27 protein-coding genes and 1 pseudogene are annotated in these 24,541 nt (G+C 43.4%); 25 read left to right on the top strand and 3 right to left on the bottom strand.

Annotated features, from left to right (window positions below):
* The first annotated feature begins 2 nt into the window (after nucleotides 1-2).
* The 22 genes and pseudogenes from NQ488_04795 (at nucleotide 3) to NQ488_04900 (ending at nucleotide 17,384) form a co-directional block, all read left to right on the top strand.
* The gene (locus NQ488_04795) at nucleotides 3-1,133 is read left to right on the top strand and encodes a hypothetical protein (protein ID UWN96622.1); all 1,131 of its coding nucleotides are present in this window, start codon (nucleotides 3-5) and stop codon (nucleotides 1,131-1,133) included.
* A complete protein-coding gene (locus tag NQ488_04800; GenBank protein ID UWN96623.1) occupies nucleotides 1,123-1,347 on the top strand; it encodes a hypothetical protein in 225 nt (74 codons plus the stop codon). The genes NQ488_04795 and NQ488_04800 overlap by 11 nt, the downstream gene beginning before the upstream one ends.
* Nucleotides 1,348-1,361: 14 nt before the next feature.
* The gene (locus tag NQ488_04805; protein ID UWN96624.1) at nucleotides 1,362-2,996 is read left to right on the top strand and encodes a phage minor capsid protein; all 1,635 of its coding nucleotides are present in this window, start codon (nucleotides 1,362-1,364) and stop codon (nucleotides 2,994-2,996) included.
* A gap of 2 nt (nucleotides 2,997-2,998) precedes the next feature.
* Nucleotides 2,999-3,172, top strand: coding sequence for a glutamyl-tRNA amidotransferase (locus NQ488_04810; GenBank protein ID UWN96625.1), 174 nt, complete (start codon nucleotides 2,999-3,001; stop codon nucleotides 3,170-3,172).
* 226 nt (nucleotides 3,173-3,398) lie between these two features.
* Entirely contained in the window at nucleotides 3,399-4,052 is a 654-nt protein-coding gene (locus NQ488_04815) for a hypothetical protein (protein ID UWN96626.1), read from the top strand.
* A gap of 20 nt (nucleotides 4,053-4,072) precedes the next feature.
* On the top strand, nucleotides 4,073-4,969 hold the full coding sequence (locus NQ488_04820) for a capsid protein (protein UWN96627.1): 897 nt from the start codon (nucleotides 4,073-4,075) through the stop codon (nucleotides 4,967-4,969).
* Nucleotide 4,970: 1 nt separating this feature from the next.
* On the top strand, nucleotides 4,971-5,195 hold the full coding sequence (locus tag NQ488_04825) for a hypothetical protein (protein UWN96628.1): 225 nt from the start codon (nucleotides 4,971-4,973) through the stop codon (nucleotides 5,193-5,195).
* Between the two features lies 1 nt (nucleotide 5,196).
* Nucleotides 5,197-5,574, top strand: a complete 378-nt coding sequence (locus tag NQ488_04830; GenBank protein ID UWN96629.1) for a hypothetical protein — start codon at nucleotides 5,197-5,199, stop codon at nucleotides 5,572-5,574.
* A gap of 6 nt (nucleotides 5,575-5,580) precedes the next feature.
* On the top strand, nucleotides 5,581-5,919 hold the full coding sequence (locus tag NQ488_04835; GenBank protein UWN96630.1) for a hypothetical protein: 339 nt from the start codon (nucleotides 5,581-5,583) through the stop codon (nucleotides 5,917-5,919).
* Nucleotides 5,919-6,302 (top strand): hypothetical protein, encoded by a 384-nt coding sequence (locus NQ488_04840; GenBank protein UWN96631.1) that lies wholly within the window; start codon nucleotides 5,919-5,921, stop codon nucleotides 6,300-6,302. The genes NQ488_04835 and NQ488_04840 overlap by 1 nt, the downstream gene beginning before the upstream one ends.
* Complete coding sequence (locus NQ488_04845) at nucleotides 6,302-6,703, top strand: minor capsid protein (GenBank protein UWN96632.1); 402 nt, start codon at nucleotides 6,302-6,304, stop codon at nucleotides 6,701-6,703. Before NQ488_04840 ends, NQ488_04845 begins: the two co-directional genes overlap by 1 nt.
* 2 nt (nucleotides 6,704-6,705) lie before the next feature.
* Nucleotides 6,706-7,164 carry a hypothetical protein gene (locus NQ488_04850; GenBank protein ID UWN96633.1) on the top strand — a complete coding sequence of 153 codons (459 nt, stop codon included), beginning with the start codon at nucleotides 6,706-6,708 and terminating at the stop codon, nucleotides 7,162-7,164.
* A gap of 62 nt (nucleotides 7,165-7,226) precedes the next feature.
* Nucleotides 7,227-7,550 (top strand): hypothetical protein, encoded by a 324-nt coding sequence (locus NQ488_04855; protein UWN96634.1) that lies wholly within the window; start codon nucleotides 7,227-7,229, stop codon nucleotides 7,548-7,550.
* A 20-nt stretch (nucleotides 7,551-7,570) separates the two neighbouring features.
* Nucleotides 7,571-7,858 (top strand): bacteriophage Gp15 family protein, encoded by a 288-nt coding sequence (locus tag NQ488_04860; protein UWN97107.1) that lies wholly within the window; start codon nucleotides 7,571-7,573, stop codon nucleotides 7,856-7,858.
* 20 nt (nucleotides 7,859-7,878) lie between these two features.
* Entirely contained in the window at nucleotides 7,879-10,530 is a 2,652-nt protein-coding gene (locus NQ488_04865) for a hypothetical protein (GenBank protein ID UWN96635.1), read from the top strand.
* A gap of 16 nt (nucleotides 10,531-10,546) precedes the next feature.
* Nucleotides 10,547-10,951: a hypothetical protein gene (locus NQ488_04870; GenBank protein ID UWN96636.1), complete on the top strand. Its 405-nt coding sequence runs from the start codon at nucleotides 10,547-10,549 to the stop codon at nucleotides 10,949-10,951.
* A gap of 17 nt (nucleotides 10,952-10,968) precedes the next feature.
* Entirely contained in the window at nucleotides 10,969-12,864 is a 1,896-nt protein-coding gene (locus NQ488_04875; protein ID UWN96637.1) for a hypothetical protein, read from the top strand.
* Nucleotides 12,865-12,880: 16 nt separating this feature from the next.
* Entirely contained in the window at nucleotides 12,881-13,081 is a 201-nt protein-coding gene (locus NQ488_04880) for a hypothetical protein (protein ID UWN96638.1), read from the top strand.
* The gene (locus NQ488_04885; GenBank protein ID UWN96639.1) at nucleotides 13,074-15,329 is read left to right on the top strand and encodes a pyocin knob domain-containing protein; all 2,256 of its coding nucleotides are present in this window, start codon (nucleotides 13,074-13,076) and stop codon (nucleotides 15,327-15,329) included. The genes NQ488_04880 and NQ488_04885 overlap by 8 nt, the downstream gene beginning before the upstream one ends.
* A gap of 94 nt (nucleotides 15,330-15,423) precedes the next feature.
* Nucleotides 15,424-15,897, top strand: coding sequence for a phage holin family protein (locus NQ488_04890; GenBank protein UWN96640.1), 474 nt, complete (start codon nucleotides 15,424-15,426; stop codon nucleotides 15,895-15,897).
* Entirely contained in the window at nucleotides 15,890-16,840 is a 951-nt protein-coding gene (locus NQ488_04895) for a hypothetical protein (GenBank protein UWN96641.1), read from the top strand. The genes NQ488_04890 and NQ488_04895 overlap by 8 nt, the downstream gene beginning before the upstream one ends.
* A 109-nt stretch (nucleotides 16,841-16,949) precedes the next feature.
* Nucleotides 16,950-17,384, top strand: a pseudogene (locus tag NQ488_04900) (manganese catalase family protein).
* 88 nt (nucleotides 17,385-17,472) lie between these two features.
* On the opposite strand, the gene NQ488_04905 reads toward NQ488_04900, so the two are convergent.
* Complete coding sequence (locus NQ488_04905) at nucleotides 17,473-18,237, bottom strand: type III pantothenate kinase (GenBank protein ID UWN96642.1); 765 nt, start codon at nucleotides 18,235-18,237, stop codon at nucleotides 17,473-17,475.
* Nucleotides 18,238-18,449: 212 nt separating this feature from the next.
* Here NQ488_04905 and NQ488_04910 point away from each other — a divergent pair, with 212 nt between their 5' ends.
* Nucleotides 18,450-21,485 carry a gamma-glutamyl-gamma-aminobutyrate hydrolase family protein gene (locus NQ488_04910; GenBank protein ID UWN96643.1) on the top strand — a complete coding sequence of 1,012 codons (3,036 nt, stop codon included), beginning with the start codon at nucleotides 18,450-18,452 and terminating at the stop codon, nucleotides 21,483-21,485.
* A gap of 68 nt (nucleotides 21,486-21,553) precedes the next feature.
* On the opposite strand, the gene NQ488_04915 is transcribed toward NQ488_04910, so the two are convergent.
* Nucleotides 21,554-22,642, bottom strand: coding sequence for a hypothetical protein (locus NQ488_04915; GenBank protein ID UWN96644.1), 1,089 nt, complete (start codon nucleotides 22,640-22,642; stop codon nucleotides 21,554-21,556).
* An 18-nt stretch (nucleotides 22,643-22,660) separates the two neighbouring features.
* On the bottom strand, nucleotides 22,661-22,921 hold the full coding sequence (locus tag NQ488_04920; GenBank protein ID UWN96645.1) for a hypothetical protein: 261 nt from the start codon (nucleotides 22,919-22,921) through the stop codon (nucleotides 22,661-22,663).
* Nucleotides 22,922-23,091: 170 nt separating this feature from the next.
* Between NQ488_04920 and NQ488_04925 the strand changes: the two genes are divergently transcribed.
* The gene (locus tag NQ488_04925) at nucleotides 23,092-23,973 is read left to right on the top strand and encodes a DNA-3-methyladenine glycosylase (protein UWN96646.1); all 882 of its coding nucleotides are present in this window, start codon (nucleotides 23,092-23,094) and stop codon (nucleotides 23,971-23,973) included.
* 232 nt (nucleotides 23,974-24,205) lie between these two features.
* A complete protein-coding gene (locus NQ488_04930; protein UWN96647.1) occupies nucleotides 24,206-24,490 on the top strand; it encodes a co-chaperone GroES in 285 nt (94 codons plus the stop codon).
* Nucleotides 24,491-24,541 lie beyond the last annotated feature (51 nt).

The raw sequence follows: 24,541 nt of genomic DNA on the forward strand, positions 1-24,541 counted from the left end.
GAATGAGACTAATAGACGCAGATGACCTTATAGCGTATCTGAATGATTACGCAAGACAGGAAACATCCTACAGCGATGAAGATAATGCAGATATACGTGATGTAATACAGGAGTGCATAGAAGCGGTTGAGGAGCAGCCAACCGCCTATGACATTGATAAGGCTGTTGAAAGATTAAAGGAAGAGAGCCGGCATAAAGAAGGCAGTAATATATATGTACTTCACGAACATTACGGACATGGATATATCATCTATAAGCTTTACAAGGATGAAGAAATGGTTGATATGAGTGCGGTCGAAAAGTTCCAGAACCTGCATGACGTGAAATTTGACAATAATGTAATGCTTGCAGTTCCAATCAAAGTCTATGAGAGTACAAAATACGAGAACAGGGGCGGCTCAATCTTTGACGGCAAGATAGATGCGTTTGATGCATTTGACGAAGTGTGGAGTCAGTGGATGGATGCCGTAAGGGCAGGAAGAGCCAAGACATATATTCCAGAGTCATATATCCCGAGAGACATGGATACCGGAAAGCCGATGTCACCAAATCCGTTCGATAACAGATTTATCGCCGGCGACAATGACATGTCGGAAGGCGCCAAAAACACAATCACAACGGAACAGCCGGACATACCGCATGACAGTTATGTAGCAAGCTACTGTACAGCACTTGATATATGTCTTCAGGGTGTAATAAGTCCTTCAACGCTGGGTATAGATGTTAAGAAGCTTGATAATGCCGAAGCACAGCGTGAAAAGGAAAAGACCACGCTTTATACGAGAAATGCAGTAATTGAAACCCTGCAGAAGAATCTTCCGAAGGTGGTTGAAGCCTGCCTGAATGCAGAGTATATGCTTAACAAACAGCCGGTAAAGAATGTGGATGTATTCATAGACTGGGGAGAGTATGCCAATCCGTCATTTGAAAGCCAGATAGAGACACTGTCAAAGGCAAGGACAGGCGGAGTGATGAGTATAGACCGTGTGGTAAATGAGCTTTATGGTGATACGATAGACGAAAGCGAAAAGGAAAAAGAGATAATGCGCCTGAAAGCAGAACAGGGAATAGAACACATTGCAGAGCCTGACATGAGTACAAAACAGGGAGAATTTGAAGTCAATGAAAGTTAAAGTGGGAAATAACCTTTACAGCATGAGCACCGGAGAGTACAGGGGGCTGTTAAAGACCGCAAGCGAACAGGTGCCATTCGGAATATACGCAGTGGAAAGAAACGGATATGCCGAACTGAGAAATGACAGATGCACAAGCATGTCACAGCTTAAAAACCTCACAAGGCAGTACAGGGCAGCAGGATTTAATGTGAAGTCCAATAAGGATAAGTAAAGGCAGGTGTAAACATGGATTATGATATAGGCGAAGCTTTTGCTGCTATTGAGGATGAACTTATATCATCCATGATACGTAATTTCGACAGGCATAAAGCTGAAGAAGACGAACTGGGCTTCAACTGGTCAATGTGGCAGGCAGAACAGCTGAAGTCACTTGAGGTATATAAGCAGACTAGTGCAAAGGTATATAAGGCACAGTTCAAGGACATTAATAAAAAAATAGAAGCACTGATCCAGATGTCAAGACTTGAAGGAGGCTTGGAGCAGGAACAGGAAATCCTTAAAGCAATCAGGAAAGGCCTCAAAGCACAGAAAGGCCCAAAGGGAGTAATGGGGCAGTTCTTCCGTCTTAATGACAGAAAGCTTGAAGCACTTATGAAAGCAACTGTAAACGATGTGAAAAAGGCAGAGACGGCAATATTGAGAATGGCCAATGATAAGTACCGCAGAATAATATATAATGCGCAGGTTTTTGCCAACACCGGCGCCGGCACATATGAAAAGGCTGTGGACATGGCAACAAAGGACATGCTCCGTGCAGGGCTTAACTGTGTGGAGTATTCCAATGGAGCAAGGCATACGCTTAAGGATTATGCAGATATGGCAGTGAGGACAGCCTGCAAGAGGGCATATCTTACCGGAGAGGGCGAGAAACGTCAGGAATGGGGAATATCCACAGTAATCATCAACAAACGTGGAAATCCATGCCCCAAATGTCTGCCATTTGTGGGGAAAATACTGATTGATGATGTATGGAGCGGAGGAAAACCGGAAGACGGATCATATCCTCTTATGAGCACGGCAATAGCAGCAGGACTGTACCATCCAAGATGCAAAGACAGCCACACCACATATTTTCCGGGAATATCCACTGCAGATGACAGATGGACCAAGGAAGAACTTGAGAACGTAAGGCAGGCTAATAAGAAGGAAGCGGAGCAGCAGTACGCCAGGCAGCAGTATGAAAAATGCTCAAGGATGTCAAAGTATTCGCTTGATGAGGATAATAAGAAAATATATGCAGCCAGGGCAGCCGACTGGAAAGTCAGGGCGGGTGAGGAAATTGCCAAAGATGCACTTGAAAAAGTTGGGGAAAGTAGTAAAATTAAATCATTAGATATTGATGATTTTAATATGATGGCTTCTTCAAATAAAATAAAAGACGAAGTATCTGCTGTGATAGGTAATACTATAAAAGAATTTGAAAAAAGTGGTGGAATGTATATTTTCGAAGCACATTTTGGTGAATTCTACAATGATGAAACTGGAAAACAAGCCTTATTTCAAATTTTTAATGGAACTAATGGGTTAACACAGTTAAATGTAAACAGTCGTATTCTTGGTGGAAAGACAGTTGATGAAGTTAATGCATTGTTAGCAGGAACAAAATCAAATCTTCCACAAACCATTGAAGAAGCTATTGCGCATGAATGCGGTCATGCAAAAGCATATTATGGAAAATCAGTTAAAGAAATTGAAGCCATGAATGAAGAATTAAAAAATATGGGTATTGAAGGAATTAGCCAAGATGCACTGCGTGATGGTGCTGAATGTATTGCTGAAGTGGAAGTGTTGATTTATCGTGGTTCAAAAGTTCCAAAAGCAGCAATGGATTTATATAATAAGTATGTAAGAGGTAAGTAAGTATGGTTTGTGTTGGATATGATTGTGACAACTGCATACATCAAAAGGAAAATATTGATGGTTGGAAATGCTGCTGTGATGCATTCCCTGAAGGTATACCTGAAGAAATACTTTATGGAAATCCCAGTCAGCTTAAAGAGTGCAGCAATGGTATTAAATTTGAAGAAAAGAAGTAAGGCATCTTGCAAATGTCAGGGTGCTTTTTTAATACAAAAAATTCCACAAATCCCAAAGTTGCACCGGTGCAACAATAATTTAGATATTAAGCAGTCCAAAAGGGCTGCTTTTTATATGCCTAAAAACAGGTCCAAACATGAGAAGACCAAAAAAGCTGCGTGGCCGGAGACACCGAAGACAATGGATTTAACAGGGCGACACCCTTAAAACGGAAAGGAGCAGCACATGAACAAATCAACAATGCTTCCGTACAACCTGCAGTTCTTTGCCGAAGACGGCAGCGAACCAAACGGACAGAACGGAAACCAGCAGCAGTCAAACCAGCAGGCAAATGAACAGAATGGCGGGCAGCAGTCAGGAGGCCAGAGCCAGCAGTCAATTGACTATGACAAGATTCAGCAGATGCTTAACGGGACACTTGCTGCAAAAGAAGAGACGGCATTAAAGGCTTATTTCAGACAGCAGGGATTAAGCCAGCAGGAAGTTGAACAGGCTATTGCATCCTTTAAGGAGCAGAAAGCGGCCAATCAGCCGGATGTAAATGCCATGCAGACAGCGCTTGATAAAGCGAACGATGCAATGAAGCAGGCACAGATTCAGAGCGAAGCGACCATGGCAGCAGTATCACTCGGAATTGATGCCAAGACAATTCCATACGTGCTTAAGATGGCAGATTTAAGCCAGGCTGTAGGGCAGGATGGAAAGATTAACACCGAAACAATCAAAAATGCCTTAAATAAGGTCATGGAGGATGTGCCGGCATTGAAACCGCAGCAGGCAGGTGCTTCGGGCTTCATTCAGGTAGGAGCATCAGGAGGCTCTGGCGGAGCAGGTGCAGTTGATAACGAGCTTGACCGCATTTTTGGCGTAAAAAAGTAAGAAAATGGAGGAATTAAACAATGGCAGTATTGAATTATGTAACACAGTTTGACACAAGAATCCGTGATATGTACGGACATGAGCTGGTATCAGATGCACTCTACCACACAAATGAGGACATCAAGGTCACAGGAGCGAAGGAGATTAAGATTCCACGCATGCAGGTAAGCGGTTATAAGGACCATGACCGTAAGACGCTGGGATTCAACAGCGGCAATTATTCCAATGACTTCGAGACCAAGTCGCTTGATCATGACAGAGACATTGAATTTGCAATTGATCCTATGGACGTTGATGAGACCAACCAGATTGTATCGATTGCCAATATCCAGGCAAGATTTGAGAAAAAGCAGGCGATTCCGGAGCTTGACTGTTATACATTCTCAAAGCTTTATTCAGAAGCGAAGAGAGTGGGTGCAGTAATCAGAAACACAGTCATCACACGCGCTAATATCCTTGAGGACTTTGATGAAAACTGTGAAGCATTTGAAAATGCAGGCGTACCCCTGTCAAGATGTATCCTTTACTGCACGGCAGCATACCGCAGGGAGTTAAAGAACGCTGATGGAATCCAGAGAACACTTGAGGTAAGCGGCGGCAGCAAGTCACTTGACAGAAGAGTGCATACTCTTGATGACCTGAAGGAAATCAAAACAGTGCCGGTTGAACGCTTCAAGACAGCATATGACTTCACGGAAGGTTATAAGGCTGATGCTTCCGGAAAGCAGATTAATTACATCCTCATTGATCCGGAGGCACAGGTATCGCGTGTCAAGTATGCTTACATTAACACATACACTCCGGGACATGATTCGAGAGTGGCTGATAATTATCTGTATCAGAACAGAAGATACAACGGTACTTTCGGACTTGATGAGGAATTAAAGCAGGCGTGCATTATTAATGCGGAGGCATGATATGAAGGCGAAGAAGGAAAATAAGATATATAAGATTGTCACTGAAGAGGAAAAAAACAGATACCTGAAGGAAGGATTTGATATTTATGATGATTCCGGCAAGCTGCTCGAGTATTCACCTGCAAAGAAGATAGCTTACAGCGAATACGCAAAGCTTCTGAAAGAAAATGAGGAGCTGAAGGCAAAGCTTAAGGCTTTAGGTACAAAGAATAAAGCTGGTGACTGATATGCTGTACGTTGATAAGGAGTTTTACAGGAACGAATATAAAGGGACTGCAATTCCTGATGAAAGCGTTGATAAATATCTGAAAATGGCATGCCATCACATTGATTCCCTGACTTACAACAGAATCGTAAGTCAGGGATTTGATAATTTAACGCCTTTCCAGCAGGAAATGGTGAAGGAAGTTGCATGCCGGCAGGCTGATTTTGAGTATGAAAATGATGACGTAATACAGAGCATATTATCATCATACAGCATTAACGGAACATCGATGCAGTTTGGAAGTTCATGGAATGTACATATGGACAAAGGTGTTGCAATGCGTAAGGACCTGTATGCGCTTTTGTCGCAGACAGGTCTGTGCTGCAGGTTAGCGAGGTGATTGTGTATGAAATATCCGTGTCTGGTACCGGCAAGAATGTGTAAGACAGATATCATGGTACATCTTGAGTCAGAAGAGGTTGACGAGTGCAGTAATCCTGTAAGAGCAATTGACATTGAAACAAAATGCAATTATCAGGACAAGGCAAAGACGGTATTAACAGCTGAGAAGAAACTGACGCAGATTACCGGAACGGCACTTTTTGCCGGAGACATTGCACCTGAATTTCCGACTGTCGGATGTGGATATGTTGTGATACATGGTGAAAAACGCATCATTGCACAGGGAAGCAAGGCACGTAATCCTGACGGAACTGTCAATTACACATCGCTGGAGGTGAAGTAATGGTTAAGGTAAGCTCCACTGTCAAGATCAACACAGGTATGATAAACCGCCTTAATGCGGCAGTATCGAAGGCACTTGAACAGACCGGGGAAGCACTGCACACGGAAGTTGTTCAGGCGCAGGTAATGCCAAGGGATACGGGTGCAATGCAGAATGAGAGTACATTTGTCGATTATTCGCAGTCTGATTCTGGGAAAGTATCAATAGTAACTTCAACACCATATGCCAGACGCCTTTACTATCATCCGGAGTATCACTTCGACAAAAGTGAGAATCCGGATGCAAAAGGCAACTGGTATGAGGACTGGATGGAGACAGGTAACAGGGCTGATTTTGTACCGAAGGCATTCAGCAGCTTTTATAAAAGGGAGGCAGGACTTTAATGCTGTCACTAAAAGATATCAGAGAATATGTGGACAGTCTTGGCATTGCCGAGAATGTCTATATTGGCAAGATGGACAACAAAAAGCCAAAGTCAATAGGAGTATACAACAGGCCGGCATCAGGACCACCGAGGACAACACTCGGAGGTCCTGAATATGGTACCTACAGAATAAAGCCGGTATCGCTGCTTATTCACTGGAATAAAAACAAGGATGAGGCAGAAAAGGCGGCATTCAGTCTGTTCGAGCAGATGGAAGGAATAAGCGGCATCAACATCAATAATACTGATGTCAGATATATTCAGCTTCAGGTGCCTGAGCCGCAGGATGTAGGAACTGATGATGCAGGCATATACGAATATGTGATATGGCTTGATTTTATCTATAACAAGGAGGAATAACAATGAAGGGAAAAGTATATCCGGTACATAATAACAAGTTCAAATTCGGCACGAACGGGCTTGAAAGTACTACAGAAGAAATGGTAATGCCAAAGGACCTTGAAAATTTTGCACCCAAAATTGACGGAACGGTTGAAGAATGGTATGCAATGGATGCTGCAGGCTGGGCGAAGTCATCTATGACAGGCAAAAAGCTGTCATGGACATTCAGCGGCAAGAGAAGCGTAGGCGATGCGGGCAATGATTACATTGCAGGCCTTGCATGGAAATTCGGACAGGATGTAATGACAAAGTTCGAGTGGGAGATGACAAGCGGTGCAAAGGTAGCATGTGATGTAGTGATTAATGTTACCACACCGGGCGGCGGTGACTCAACTAATATTGACAAGCTGGAATTTGAGGCAATCTGCTACGGCGAGCCGACATTTACTCCGGCATTAACGTCATCAACAGGCATTTAACAGGTTAATTTAATTGTTCAGGGGCGGAGATCACGGTCTTCGCTCCGGTAAAGGAGAAAAGCATGGCAAAGATAGTAGATATTACAGATAAACTTAGTTTTGACGAAAATCCGGTGATGGTAATCAGAGGACATATGATTACAGTTAATTCAGACGCACCAACAATGCTGAAGATTATGGCAATAGTGCAGGATGCTGACAAGAGCGAGATAGAAGCAAGCCTTGAAGCTTATGAGCTTCTGATTGGCGAAAAAGACAGGGAAGTCATAGACGGAATGCATCTGCAGTACAAGGACTTTATCAAGGTTATTAACATAGCAATGGATATTGCAACCGGAAGGGATAAGAATGACACGGGGGAAGTGCAGACCCATACTACGACATAATTGATGATTATGAACTGATAATATCATCATTTCAGGCGCAGTATGGGATAAGGCTTACAAGAGAGCTTAATGACATGAAATGGCAGGAGTTTAAGAGCCTGCTTGCAGGACTTGGACCTGACACACCTCTTGGCCGTGTAGTAAGTATACGTGCAGAGGATGATGCGGAAGTGCTTAAGAGATTCACGAAAGAGCAGCACCGCATACGTAATGAATGGCAGGAAAAGAGTGCCAGCAGCATGACACAGCAGCAGTATGATGCTGAAATGAGCAATCTGGAAGCTTTGTTTGCCTCTATGTGCAGTTAGGAAAGCAGGGAGGTGAAATAATGTCACAAGGAGCGATAGGTGAAATAGCGCTTGATCTTGTGGTTAACAGCCAGAAATACAAAAGCCAGATGGCGGGAATACAGAATATGGCAAAAAAAGCAGGATTGGCTCTTGCAGCTGCATTTTCTGTAAAAGGAATAACTGATTTCACAAAACAGTGTCTTGAACTCGGATCCGACCTTCAGGAAGTACAGAATGTTGTTGATGTCACATTCCCGTCAATGAAAGAAAAGGTTAATGAGTTTGCCCAGAGTGCGGCACAAAGTTTTGGACTTAGTGAGACGATGGCAAAAAAGTATACCGGAACATTCGGAGCGATGTCCAAGGCTTTCGGCTTTGGTGAAAGAGAAGCATATGAGATGGGCAGTACGCTTACCAAACTTTCCGGTGATGTGGCATCGTTCTATAATATAACGCAGGACGAAGCCTACACAAAGCTGAAATCAGTGTTTACCGGAGAGACGGAAACATTAAAGGATCTCGGTGTGGTAATGACACAGGCAGCGCTTGATGCGTATGCACTTGAAAATGGTTTCGGAAAGACTACAAATTCCATGTCGGAAGCTGAAAAGGTGGCATTAAGATATCAGTTCGTGCAGGAGAAACTGTCAGTGGCCAGCGGTGATTTTGTGCGGACATCCGGAGGCTGGGCAAACCAGATAAGGGTGCTTACACTGCAGTTTGATTCGTTAAAGGCAACACTGGGACAGGGGTTTATAAATCTGTTCACGCCAATAATTAAAGGAATCAATGGTGTGATTGGAAAGCTTCAGACACTTGCCAATGCTTTTAAGAGCTTCACGGCATATATAACGGGAAATGACACCGAAGAATCGACATCAGGAATCAGCAGCGGACTGTCAGAAGCTACAGATGCGGCCAACTCACTTGAAAGTGCCACAAGCGGGGTGGGAGATGCCGCCAAGAAGGCTGCAAAAGAACTGAAAGGTGTAATGAGCTATGATGAGGTCAACAATATTTCAGGCAGTTCGGACGAGGCATCAGGCACATCAGGTACATCCGGTACATCCGGGGAAAGCATTGACTTTGGTAATATCAATGCAGATGATGAAAAGCTTGCAGACAAGTTTGATGCCATAACAGGCAAAACGAAAGTATTCTTTGACAGGATAAAGAAAATTGTTGAAGATTTCAAAGCTGGTGACTATTTCCATGCAGGACGGGACACATCAGAGCTTGTGACCGGTATTTTCAATTCCTTTGCAGATGCCATAGATAATGTGGAATGGGAAAAGCTTGGCAAAAGCATCGGAGAATATCTTGCAGGAATTAACTGGAAAGACGTTATTATAGCAGGCTTTAAACTGAAATTCAACATATGGAAAGCTATAGCTGAGGTCTGGTTTGGCTCATTCAAGGCAGCACCGATTGAAACAGCGGTAATAACCGCCATTGGTGCGCTAAAGTTTACAGGACTGGGGAAAAAGATAGCCCCGGCACTTGGCAAAGCCATCATGGGCAGCAGTCTTGTTACGTCTATGACTTCTGCATGGGCTTCACTTGGCGGAATTGGCGGAATACTTACTATGGATGTGGCAACCGTTATTGGAGCTGGAACGGCAGCAGAAATTGGAACAATGCTTGCTACCGGTATCATAGGCGGAATAGTGGCGGCATTTGCCGGATGGAATATTGGTCAGGAAATATATACTAAAATTTCCGGTGAAATAATAGATATGTCTTTTGGCGAACAGATGGCATACCTGTGGGATTCAATTTTAAAGGGAGATTTCTTCCCGGCAGCAGGCAAACTGTTAGCAGAAGGACTTAAAGGAATATTTAACTGGAACGAAACGCTTGACTTGTTCTCAATGGCAAAAGAATCTTTTGGAATGGCTGCGGAAGCATTCAGAGAGCAGGACTGGGGAAGTATAGCCACTAACATACTTGAAGGAATTGTGCTTGGATTTACCGGTATACTGGATTTCTTTGTAGAGCCTATAAACGATTTATTCAAGGCGGTATGGGACGGAATATGTAGCATCTTCGGAATACACAGCCCTGCAACAGAGATGGAGCCAATTGGAGAAAATATTCTGCTGGGAGTAATTGAAGGCTTCAGAGGAAAGTTTTCTGAATTTGGCGATGCCATGTCTGAATGGTGGGATAAAAAGGTTAAGCCGTGGTTCTCAAAGGATAAATGGGTTGAAGGAATGTCAGGAATTAAAGATGCATTCCGGGAGATTTTTAAAAACGCATGCAATGCGGCAGCAGAAAAGTTCAACAAGCTTATCACATGGCTCAATGAGAAGCTGAATATCAGCTGGGAGGGATTTAGCGTGGCAGGAAAAGAAATCATTCCTGCAGGCTCTGTACAGCTGGTTAATATCCCTGAGATACCAATGCTTGCCAATGGCGGATACGTGAGAGCCAACACACCACAGCTTGCCATTATCGGCGATAACCGCCATTATGGCGAGATTACGGCTCCTGAAGACAAGATGGAAGCCATGGCAAAGCAGGCAGCGTTAGAGGCATTAAAGAACAGGGGCAGTGACAATAATGCTGATAACCCACAGCCGGTAACAGTAAAGGTATATCTTGAAGGAGATTCCAAGAAGATATTCAGGGTTGTACGCACGGAAAATGAGGCATACAGGCAGCAGACAGGGCATCCTGCATTTGTATAGTTGATGAGGAGGACATATGAGCTACAATGGATATATTTTAAAAATATCGGGGAATGTATTTCCAACAAAATACATAATAGCGGACACTTATACGGCAACTCCAAATCAGAGGACGGATAAGGATGATTACAGTGATGCGGATGGATACTTCCACCGCACCACACTGCCTCATACCAGGACAAAGATTGAGTTTCAGACACCTCCGCTAAAAACGGCGGAAAAGGATGAAATCATGGACCTGTTCAGAAACAGCTATATCCATGAAGGGCAGCGGATGGTTGATGTTGAGTACTGGGATGATGAAAATAGTGATTATTCATCAGGAACATTTTATCTTCCGGATATTGAATTCAAGTACAAGCAGCTGAAAGAAGACGGAATCATTTACAGTGGTATAAGGATTGCACTTATTGAGTACTAGGAAATGGAGAGATTAATATGCTCAAGATATCAGACGAACATAAAAAATTGTATGACCGGGATACCGTGCGGAAAATTGTCAGCATAAGCTTCCCGGGAACAGACATAGAAGATATCACCAATAACAGGATATACGGCGAAAGCCTTTCATTTACCGAAACGCTCTGTGATGAAGGCAGGCTCAGATTTGGCGCATGTACCGCATCAGAGATAAGCATACAGGTAAGGGATGGAGTTAATGCCGTGTCGGGACTTGAGATGCAGGTGACAATCCGGGCGGAAGGAGCCGACACGGCAATTCCGCTCGGGCTGTTTACAATTACGAAGCCGAAGATGGCAGCCAACATGGGATATAAAATCCTTACCGGATATGACAGGATGACATGGCTTGATATCGATGTGTCAGACTGGTATGAAGGTCTGTATCCCAATATAAAGTCGAAGCATACGGTTAAGGAACTAAGAGAAAGCCTTCTTGATTTTGTCGGCATACCATATGAGGATGTGAGCCTGGTCAATGACAGCGTTATTGTCGGTAAAAACATTGACACATCGGGGACGCTGACGGGACGTACCGTTATGGAGCAGTTGTGTGAGATTAACGGCGTATTCGGCAGGATATCACGTGAGGGGCAGTTCATATGGAAGTCTCTTAAAGGAGTGTCTTCACTGTATCCGTCAGAAGACCTGTATCCGTCAGAGGACTTATATCCCATGGATGCGAGAAGCAATCCCAATGCGAGAGTGCTGTCAGCGTATATATCCTGTGATTATGAGGATTATATCTGCCGGAAGATTGACGGTCTACAGCTGAAAGAGACGGGCGGCAACGAGTATCTTCTTGGCAATGCCGATGACAACATCTATTCTATACAGGACAACTTCTGCATCATCGGAAAAAGCATTGATGAGCTTCGGACAATTGCCGAAAACTTACTGGATGTCATGGAATACATTGAGTATATCCCGATGGAAGTATACTGCCGGGGTGTCCCTTATGTCGAGGCAGGAGACGGATTTGTTCTCGAGACGAGTACCGGAAAGACGATAGAAAGCATCATCATGACACGAACGCTTAAAGGCATACAGGGGTTAAAGGATACATATGCTGCATCAGGCCCTGAGTATCTTGACGGAATAACGGAAAGTCTTACGGACAGTCTGCAAAGACTTAATTCCGCCCTCTATAAGACAAGGATACGTGTGGAGCGTACCGATGATGCACTGGAGGCGGAAGTATCAAGGGCACAGTCAGCTGAAGAGAATATCAGTGCCGAACTCATTGAGAAATACAACGCATCAATCAAAATATCCGCTGATGCGATAGAGAGTGCGGTGACAAAAGAAACTCAGCGTGCGCAGGAAGCGGAAAGCAGCCTGTCAAGCAGGATAACGCAGACAGCGGAAAGTGTCACGGCAGAAGTAAAAAGATCCAAGCAGGCTGAGGAGCAGTTATCCGCCACTGTCAAAATTACGGCCGAGGGGATATCGCAAACGGTAAAAAAGGGCGAAGTGATATCCGAGATTAATCAGGAAGCCGGAAAGATTAAGATGGAAGCGCTTGACATCGACCTGTCGGGCTATGTTACGTTCAACAGCCTGTCAGCATCAGGAACTACAAAAATTAACGGTGACAACATCACTACAGGTACAATCAGGGGCAGGGTAGGTCTGTGGGTGGAATCGGACGAATCGGAAAAGGTAGTAACCATTAACGCACACGGAATTTACAATGCGGCAACGAGCTATCTTAATAATGTTGCCATATACGGCTCGCTTGTAGATGGCAATGGCAATCCGATAGTACCTGCCGGTGTACAGTACTTGTCTGACGGCTGGTGGGGAACATTTCCCGCAGGAAACGGATGGACAGTGACGGTGCAGAACGGAGTCATCACAGGTGTTGAAGCCTGAGCGTAAGGAGGCAGGAATGGACAAACCAACATCAATCAGAATAAAAGAATTCTGTCAGGGAGTCAGTGAAGCTTGCAATAACTCGGGACTCCCTTTTTACATTCTGGAAATCTATATGGAAAATGCCCTTGCACAGGTAAGAGATGCAGCGCAAAGACAGCGCATACTTGAGCAGGAGCTTTATGAGAAAGAGAGGAAGGAGGAAGAAAATGTTTAACTGGGAGAAAGTATTTGCAAGACGGAACTGGGAAAACAAGCCGTCCCAAAAGACACCGCTGAGCGCATCAAATCTTAATTCGGGTGATTATGCGATTAATGAACTGGACAACCGTGTGATTGCACTTAATACGGCAAAGTTTGACAGGACGGATGCGCAGGGACTTTTTAAAGACGTTTCGCTTGATAAAAAAACAGGCGTAATCACATTTACGCTGGTTAATGGCAGCACAAAGACACTTGATACGCTGCTCGAGAAGATAGCGGTCAATTTCGCCTTCGATGAAGAGACGCAGCAGCTTGTAATCACGCTTGATGACGGTACCGTCAAAAAGATAGACATGTCGGCACTCATAACACAGTATGAGTTCCTTGACAGTGATACCATCGCTTTCGTTCTTGAGGGAGGTAAGGTTAAGGCGATAGTTAAGGAAGGCAGTATCAGCGAGAAGCATCTGAGAACGGATTACCTTGCAGAGATTAAGGTACAGTCGGCAGGTGCAGCATCAAGTGCGGCATCAGCTGCATCAAGTGCCAATGACGCTGATTATGATGCCAAACTGGCACAGAGTTATTCAGTCGGCGGCAGCGGCATCAGGGAGAATGAGGATGAAGATAATGCAAGGTTTTACAAGGAGCAGGCAGCATTAAGTGCGACAGAAGCTATTCAGTCGGCATCAGGTGCGGCAGAATCAGAAGAAAAGTCTGCATTAAATGCAGGTCGGGCAGAATCATCAGCTACAGATGCCATTACAGGTAAAAAAGAAGCTGCACAGTCAGCCTTAAGCGCAGCAGAAGCAGCACAGTCAGCAGCAGGTGCAGCAGCCGGTGCGAAGTCGGAAGCAGAAGCGGCAGCAGTCAGTGCGAAAGCGGCAGAAAATGCCAAAGCAGAAGCGTCAGAAAGCGCAGCAGGAGCAAAGGAAAGCAAAGGCAGCAGTGAATCCGCTGCACTGTTAAGCCAGAGCTATGCGGTGGGCGGTACAGGCAGCAGAGAGGGAGAAAATACTGACTGTGCCAAATACTATTATGAGCATACAAAGGAAATATCCGGTGCTGATAACTACCTTCTTAAAAGCCAGGTCGGAGCCGCACTGGGTGTGGCAGGACTTGATGAGAACGGCTTTGTTCCTGCAAGCCAGCTTCCGAGCTTTGTTGATGATGTAATTGAAGGACAGTATATCAACAGTACTGAATTTGTCGGAACAGACGGAGTTGTAATTGTACCTGAGAGCGGCAAGGTATATGTGGATGTATCGGCCGGCAACATCACAAGCGGCAGGACGTACCGCTGGTCCGGAACACGTTATGTGGTGATAGGAAGTGACCTTGCCCTTGGCGAGACATCGTCAACAGCGTTCAGGGGCGATTATGGCAAGGTAGCATATGACCACAGTCGGCAGACGGGTAATCCGCATGGCACTACGGCAGCAGATGTCGGACTTGGCAATGTTCCGAATGTTGCTACGAATGAACAGCGTCCGACATTCACACAGGCGGATTCACGGGCGAATATTGTCAGCAATGAGAAAATGACAACTATCTTTGGTAAGATCGCCAAGTGGTTCAATGATCTTAAGAATGTTGCATTTACAGGCTCATATAAAGACTTGATTGACAAGCCGTCAGTAGATACGGCACTGTCTACAGCAAGTACTAATGCAGTGCAGAATAAGGCGGTTGCATCAATCGTGTATGGAGATGAAATCAGCACGAACGACGACTGGGATAACATTACAATCGGATATCATGTAGTCAATGGCGGTTCCCAGTATCCCTGGTCGGCAGACAAACATGCACCGGTTGGAGCGTGGGGCTGGGGATATGTTATTGCTTGGGTATATGGCACGTGCGGTTATCAGATATACATAACAGCAAGCAGTAGAAAGATGTATATACGTAGCAGATACGGATCTAATTGGACAGGCTGGGGCGAGTATGACAAGATAGACGCCGCTTTTGATGGAGCTATAGACGTATCTGCATATACATCGGCTTCACCGTATACAACGCAATCTGATGGATACCTGACAATGACTATTAATGGTTATGCAGGACAATATCTCCAGATGAGTATGAGGGATAAGAATGGAACCGAAGTCGATGAAATAATATTCCCGGATGGATCCAATGGTTACGGATGTTCGAGAAATGTCTATGTGCCAAAGGGCATGCGTGTATACAAAAAGGCAGGCAATCTTGTAACCGGAGGCATATCAAGTGCGGTATTCAGACCATTTAACAGAACATGATGCGGATATCCGGAAGAAGGTGATGCGTATGCTCTGAGAATTGCACCGGTGCAACTTACAACATATAAAATAATAGAAAAGGAAGGATAAAAAGATGGACAGATACGAAAAAATCAAGGCGGTAATTATTGCCTTATGCGGAATTATATCAGGAAGGCTGGGAGTGCTTGCAATACCTATGATACTGCTCATTGTATGCAATGTGATTGACTATGCGACAGGCATATTTGCATCGCATTACAGGAACCAGGAGATTGATTCTTACAAGGGGATAAAGGGAATTACAAAAAAGATATGCATGTGGCTGCTTGTTGGCGTCGGGGTTGTCATTGATAATCTGCTTGCATATACATCCGGAGCGGTCGGCATAACACTGCCGTTTTCATTTCTGGTTGCCTGCATCGTGGCGGTGTGGATTATCTGCAATGAGATTATAAGCATCCTTGAGAATATCAATGATATAGGCGTTACACTTCCGCCGTTCCTCATGCCGATTGTCCGCAATCTTAAGTCACAGGTGGAGGATAAGGCTGACATACTGAAAGAGGGAGGCAGTAACGATGATTAAGAGGTATCTTATGAGCGCAGGCGACATTCAGTTGTCTGCGCATTTCAGACTTCATGAGTTCCAGAGCCGCAATGGCTGGGATGAGGTTCTTGTGGATGAGGCGCTTATTGACATGCTTGAAAAGATCTATAAGCACTTTAACTGCTCAAAAGCTGTAATCAATGACGGCTTCAGACAGCCGGGAGAATACTGTCGTTCAATCGGAGAAAGCGACAGGGATGCGCATGCGTATGGAATGGCGGCAGATGTTGTATTCTTTGATTCTGAGGGAGATGTAATATCAGGCAGGTATATATGCTGCTATGCTCAGGACATCGGAGTACAGGGCATTGGCTACATGGGGAATGCCGTGCACCTTGATACACGGGGCAACGGCGGTTATAAGAATACGCATTGGTGGGGCGACGAGACCACCGGAGCTACGGTGACTGACTGGCACAGCTACTTTGCAATAACCAATTACCCTGCCGCTGAACCGGATGAGAATGAGGAAGACATCACGGATAAGCCGGATGATGAATCAGACAATCCTGCGGAAGATGGCAGCAGTTCAGATAATAACGTGACAGACTTTGACGGAGGTGATATGATGAACAGAGAGATTAGCAGGGAACAACTTAAGTATGAGGTGAACAGATACGCACTTACAGTGCTCGGACGTGAAATCGGTGATGCGGACACTTATGTGGAACTTCTCAGCACAGGTCAGCTTGACTGGTATGAATTCACTAAGAGGCTTCAGGAGAGTGAAGAAGGCGTAAAGCGCTGGATTAAGTATACGCTGTTTGTGGACATACTTGGACGTATACCGGAGCAGTCAGAGATAGACTGGTGGTACGCTCAGTATTCATTAAGATACGAAGTCAATAAAGCGCTTATGGCTGAGAGGTTCGCAGAAGACTATGAGCAGTTCAAAGATGAGTACATGAATAAGCCGTTATAAAGACACCAAAAACAGGTAAGAACAGGCAAAAAACCGTATGTCACAGATTGTGACAAAAAAATAATAAAAATGCCTTCAATCACAGAGGGAGAGCCACATATAACATCGAGGCACGGAAGAACTTGCACACCTCGAGATGGTCAGCACAATAGTTCACCAGCTTACACGCAATCTTACAGCTGACCAGATTAAGGGTACACCGTTTGAGGCATATTATGTTGATCATACAACGGGAGTATGGCCGCAGGCGGCGGGAGGAGTGCCGTTCTCAGCAATGGAGTTCCAGTCGACAGGTGACCCTGTAACAGATCTTGTTGAAAATATGGCAGCAGAGCAGAAAGCCAGAACGACATATGATAATCTCCTTAGAATCAGCTGTGATCCGGATGTGACAGAGCCGCTAAGATTCTTAAGGGCAAGGGAAATTGTACATTTCCAGAGATTCGGTGAGGCACTCAGAATAGTTCAGGACAGACTTGATGCACGTAACTTCTATGCATTCAATCCTGCATTTGACAAACAATCCTGCAACTGTAACAAATAAAATGCTGGAGTATACAGTATAGAAGTAAAAATGACACCGGGAATGGGCAGATATAATCAGACTGCTTCAATTCCGGTGTCATTCTGCTTCAGGCATTCTTGTCATAGAGAAGCTTAAGACCCATAAGTAAAAGTCTTGGTTCGATGATGATATCATGCCTGCAGTAGGGAATAACTATTCCGCTCAGACCTCCTGTGGCGACAACGGTTGTCCTGTAACCAAGTTCATCCTCAATTCTGTCAATCATTCCGTCAATACATGAAGCATTACCGAGTATAATACCGCTTTGCATGCATTCAACAGTATTCTTGCCTATTACTCTTGATGGAGCCTGAAGCCCTACATTAAAAAGCTGGGCTGCGTTGGAAGAAAGTGCATTCATTGCAATATTAACACCGGGAGTAATGGCTCCACCGATATAATTGCGGTCTTTGTCGATTACACTTATTGTTGTGGCGGTTCCCATGTCTATAATAATAAGTGGAGCTCCATATCTGTTAATTCCGGCTACGGAATCAACAATCAGATCACTGCCCATCTCTCTGGCATTATCCATCTTAATATTAAGACCTGTTTTAAGTCCGGGACCGACTATAAGCGGAGCCTTATTTATTATTTTTTGGACAGCCCTGCTTATCACCTGTTGAAGTGAAGGTACAACGCAGGATATTATTGCACCGCTTATATTATCAGAATCTATATTGTAAAGTTCAAGAACTGTCTTAATTCCCATTGCGTATTCAAGTGGGGATTTGGAGAGGTCTGTGGATAATTCTTCTGTAAAATATATCTTTTGATCGTCAATACATCCGAGAACAGCTGCTGTATTACCCATGTCTATTGCGAGTATCATTGTAATGTATGTTCCTTTCTTAATAATATCACGTAAGATACTCCGATTATATTCCAGGATGATTAAAATAACAATATTTATTGATTTATTTTGATTTATTAGGATAAGTTTATTGCAAAAAAGACACATTTTTTTTATAATTCATATATAGTTAAATGTGTTTATGATAATTATGACGATGTTGACAGATAATATCAGGAAATGAGGCAGATATGGGAAAAATTACAGGTAATATCATTTCTACGAAGGCCAACACCCTTTATGCGATGAAGAATCTCATAAAAAAAGCAAGAATAGAGAAGATGTATATTCTTAAAGTTGAGGATTTCTGGCGGGATAAAGAGCGTGTATGTCAGGAAATCAGGGAACGTTTTGAGGGCAGCAGGATTGTAGTTAGAAGTTCATCTACGCAGGAAGATTCCCTTAAGTATTCTAATGCAGGACATTACAAGAGTATTCTGGATGTTGATTCAGCAAGTCTTGAGGAGATTCAGGATTCGGTAGAACAGGTAATCGCGTCATATCAGGAAGATATGGAATCTGTACTCGGTGAGCAGGTACTTATACAGAGGCAGGCAACAGATGTGTGTCTGAGCGGTGTAATATTTACAAGGGATCTTAAGGGAGACAGACCATACTATCTTGTGAATTATGATGACAGGGGTTCAACAGACAGCGTAACAAGCGGACGTGGCGGTAAGATGCTCTGGATAGCCAAGGATATAATGCCTAAGAAGCTTCCTCCGCACTGGAAGAGCCTTGTACAGGCAGTCAGGGAAGTAGAGAATATTATAGAAGGTATACCGCTTGACATCGAGTTTGCTATTGACAGTAATAATGAGATAATACTTTTTCAGGTAAGACCGCTTGCGGCAGGTTACCATGAGACAGATATTAAGGATGACCATGCATTTTTCCTGCTTAAGAAGAAAGTAAGAGAGCAGTATGAACGTAAGGTTGATATAATCACGGGACGTACCATGAAGCTCTCGGATATGGCATTCTGGAATCCTTCTGAGATAATAGGAACTAATCCAAAGACACTTGATTATTCACTTTATCGTGAGATTATCACACATAATGCATGGAACAGTGGAATAAATAAGCTGGGCTACAGAAAGCTCGACCAGGATCTTATGTATCAGGTAGGTAATAAGCCGTATATTAACCTTAATTATTCTTTTTATTCACTTATACCGGCATCGGTTTCAGAAGGTCTTGCGATGAGGCTTGTCGATTTCTACCAGAAGAGGCTGGAGGAGGATTTGTCGGCACATGACAAGATAGAGTTTGAGATAGCCTACAGCAGCTATGATTTTATGACGGAGAAGAACAGCCTTAAGATGCTGGAGTATGGCTTTACTGAGGAAGAACGCCGTACACTGATAGATGCTGTCAAGGAGATTACGATAGATGCAGTCAACAATCAGGACAGGCTTATAAAAGAGGATATGGAATCGCTGGCTGTTCTTGATAAGTGCCGTGATAAGATGGAGCAGCTGCGCCGTTCGGATGCGGGAATATATGAGATTGCGAAGGGAATACTCGAACTTCTTAATACACTGGAGACGTATGGTACGCCGCAGTTTGCAAGACAGGCAAGAATTGCATTTATTGCGAGGTCATTTATAAGAACACTTTCAGAGGCAGGATATTACTCACATGAGGAGACTGACGGCTTCATGAAGTCAATATCTACGGTCTCTTCTGCATTCAATGATGATTTTGAACAGTTCTCCAATAATAAGATGAGCAGCGAGGAATTCTATGCCAAGTACGGGCATTTGAGAAGTGATACTTATGATATACGTTCAGAAAGATATGATGCCATGAACTTCAGGCCGGTATCTGCCAGGAATAAGACACCTAAGAATTCAAAGTACCTTGATATTGACCTTGCACCGCTTAAAAAAGCTCTTGATGATAATGGAATAGATATACCTGAGAAGGATTTTAAGAAGTTTCTTATTAAGGGAATAGAGCAGAGAGAGTATTTTAAATTTGAATTTACCAAGTCGCTCAGTCTTGTACTTGAACTTATACGTAAGATAGGCAATATTGCCGAAGTACGGGTTGAAGACCTGTCATGGCTTTCTGTTGCGGATATAAGGGCAATCAGAAAAGATGTACAGAGTGAGGCTCTTAAGGAAAAATGGCTTGAACTTGCGTATACAAGACGTAAGCAGTACCGTGAATACAGAACACTGCTGCTTCCTGAGGTAATTCTATCACCGTTGAGCTTTGATATTATTCCGGTATATGAGGCAAGACCTAACTTTATTACATCCAAGAGGATAGAGGGCGAGGTTGTGATGCTTGAGGATGACAAGGATGCGGATATTACAGGCAGGATAGTAGTCCTTACCAAGGCAGACCCCGGATATGAGTGGATATTTACCAAGAATATTAAGGGATTTATCACCAAATACGGCGGAGCGGCATCACACATGGCAATAAGATGCGCAGAGTTCGATATACCTGCTGCAATAGGTTGTGGAGAGAAGATTTATAATGCGGTATCCAAGATGGATTATCTTGAACTGGACTGTAAGAACGGAGAGATTAAGCCGGGAATCCAGTATAACAACCTGCATGCCCTTATAACACAGAGAGAAGGCGTTAACGCATACGGAGACCCTACAGACATACTTGAATCGGCATACATGCGTTTTTATGAGCTTATGGGATTTATACCTAAGCCGGTATCTAATCATAACAGGAATATAGAGAAGCTGTTTGATGATAAGATAGACCTTCTTATTGTTGTAGGAGGCGGCTCATTGCAGCCGGAATGTTATGACAGGCCTCATAATGATGAGATACAGCCGCACAGGGATATTACTGAGGAGAAGCTTATACGATACTGTATTAAGCATGGAATACCGATAGTTGCTACATGCCGCGGAATGCAGTATATAAATGTTCTTTTTGGCGGCAGGCTCCATTACCATCCTAAGCTTAAGATTGAAAGACCGAGAGGAGTAGACCATCCTGTAAGACTTGTTAAGGAAGACAGAATAATACAGGTTAATAACTATCATCAGGACGTAATATATGAGGGAGAGCTTGCACCATGCTTTGAGGTGCTTGCGGTAGATGAGCAGAATCATACGATAGAAGCGTATGGCTCTGAAGAGATGAAGCTACTGGCACTTCAATGGCACCCGGAGAGAAAGTTTGAGACCGCAGAGGCACAGGATGAGACACGTAAGATAATTGTTAATTTTATACAAAGCCATATAAGGTAACAGATGATTATCCAATAAAATAACTGCCGTATGCTCTGTTCGGATGACAGATGCGTACAGCAGTTATTTTAATATTCAAATGTAACGGTATAAGTTGAATATCCTGTGCGTTCAGTTGCCAGGACACGATAAGATACAGTCTTTTTGCCACATTTGACACCCGCGCGGATGTCAGGAGTGAAACCACGCGTCATAAAATTACATGAGGCGGCATGTGACTTAACCTGTGAAGCAAGATAATGATTGAGTTCGCTCTGTGATGAGAAAAGAGTATATCCAAGAACATTATAGTAAGCCAGATCGGTGCCTGCGGCAGCCGGATGCCAGGATTCTATTGTGTGGTCAAGCAGGATGTCATCATCGGTTATATTAAAGTAATTATGTCTTATGGTACCATCTCCTCCAACCGGGTCATCCCATGTAGTATCGACATGATACCACTGACCGTCTAAGCATACCATATTCCATATATGGCTATCGCCTCCGGCTTGCCCGGTGACAGGGATGCATCTGATTCCTGCCATATCCATCAGGGTCTGAAATACTTCTGTATATCCTGAGCATGAAGCACTTCCGTTAAAAAGCGCATCATATGCAGGCGAGTCAGAGTTACGGTCAAGAACATACCGGACATTATTTACAATGTAATCATGAACGGTAAGCTCATTGATGACATCAGGATTAGATGATGATACAGTGGAGCTGAGTATATCACAGTATCTGTCATACATGGCAGTCTGCTGTTCATTGAGAGCTGATATATCATTGGAACGGTAAGCGTATATTATCGGATAATTGTCCCAGTATTCAATCTGTGCAGTAACCTGACAGAAACCTGAATATGTAATATATTCGCAATGTATTTTGTTAAGTCCTGCAAGTGAGTTCAGCCATGCATCGGCGTCAACGTATGATTTGTCTGGTACATTGAATGTGCATGAATCTTTATTCTCATACATGGTCTGCAAAAGCAGGCTTGTTATGTCATCCTGACTGGTACAGAGTGTATATCTGCTGTCAGCTGATGCGGCTTTGGAACCTGACAGTAATGTATCAATATCATATATATTACCGCAGGCGGACAGAGCCTGACAAAGCAGTACCATACAAAGAATAAGAGAGCATTGCACAAGATATCGGCCAAAATGTCGGTTCATATAATCTCCGTTCAGATATTATCGGTCTGTGTCATCAGATTCTGATATATTTTTAGAAGAATTGCCTGTTATATTTATTGCAACGTATTCACGCGTAGTTGTGTCCGGGTTAATGTTATCTAATGTATCGATATCGCCAAAATCATCATCATCTTCATTCTCATATGCAGTGAGCGTATCGTTGTCTTTTTTGAACTTAAGGAGAAGTGCACCTGCAGCAAATGCAGATGCGGCAACGGCAGCAGCTTTTGCAATTAATAAACCAGTGTCCTTTTTCATGATAGTGTATTCCTCCAGAATTTATATATTCAAAATATAATAAATATAATGTATAATATCGTAATGAATATTGTACTCTATTTTACCATAAAATTAAAGGCGTACAATTTATAAATTTTTGGAAAATACTTAATGAATTATGTGCAATATGTGCATGGAACGGAGATAGGATGAAGATAAAAGAATACGGTAAGGATCTTGAGATTGCGGAAGTCAGTGATTTTGACATAGCGCAGACGTTAGAGTGCGGACAGTGCTTTCATTTTAACAGGATTGATGACCATGATTACGCACTTGCAGCTAACGGTATGCTCCTTCATGCAGCGCAGACAGATACAGGGATTGTGTTGTATGATACGGACAAAGGGCAGTACGAGAATATATGGCGGTCATATTTTGATATGGACAGAGACTACAGCAGCATCAAAGAATATCTTGTCAGATATGATTCAAGGCTTGAAGATGCCATTAATGCAATGGGAGGAGTAAGGATACTCAATCAGGAATTCTTTGAGACGCTGATGTCATTTATAATTTCACAGAATAAGCAGATACCGCATATAAAACAGATTGTGGCACAGATATCACATGATTACGGCACATATCTCGGAGATATTGCCGGACAGGAATATTATGCATTTCCTGACTGTGATACGCTCTACAGTAATGCGGGAGTTGAAGCATTCAGAGCGTGCAAAACAGGCTTCAGGGCACCATATCTGTGGGATGCGGTATGCAGTGTGAAGGAAGGCCGTATTAATGAACGGAGGCTCAGGACAGATGGAATTGCGGAATGTCTTGAAGAACTGATGCAGATAAAGGGTGTAGGTACTAAGGTCGCGAGCTGTGTCGCATTGTTCTCTCTGGGACAGACTGCAGCATTTCCGGTTGACGTGTGGATAAAAAGAATGATGGAACAGATGTATTTTGACGGCAGAGAGACACCAAAAAAGGTAATAGAGAGTTTTGCTGCTGAGCATTTTGGAGAGTATGGCGGCTTTGCACAGCAGTACATATTTTATTATGGAAGAGAAATGTCATCAAAATCTTAACAAAATATAAAATAATCAAAATGAGATAAAGTGAGAAAAATAGAGATAATGAGAGGAAACAAGAGAAAATACCAGAAAATAGAAAAAACATGGGAGCAAAAAACAGTTGCATTATAAGGGCAAATTGAATAATATATGTTCAAGGTTTAGCACTCGAGATAAATGAGTGCTAACAATACTAAAGCAATAGAATATTAAGACTGTGTGCATTGAGCACAAGAAGGAGGACATAATGAAGTTAGTACCATTAGGTGACAGAGTAGTAATCAAGCAGTTAGTTGCAGAGGAGACAACAAAGTCAGGAATCGTTCTGCCGGGTCAGGCAAAAGAAAAACCACAGCAGGCAGAGGTAATCGCAGTTGGTCCTGGCGGAGTTATAGATGGCAAAGAGGTTACAATGCAGGTTAAGCCTGGTGACAAGATTATCTATTCTAAGTATGCCGGAACAGAAGTTAAGCTTGAAGATGAAGAATATATCATTGTTAAGCAGGGAGATATTCTTGCAGTAATCGAGTAATCAATTCGGATATGTAGTAACGCATACAGGATAACATTTTATAAATATTAT

The sequence above is a fragment of the [Bacteroides] pectinophilus genome, from assembly GCA_025146925.1.
In the GTDB taxonomy this organism is placed as follows: domain Bacteria; phylum Bacillota; class Clostridia; order Lachnospirales; family Lachnospiraceae; genus Bacteroides_F; species Bacteroides_F pectinophilus.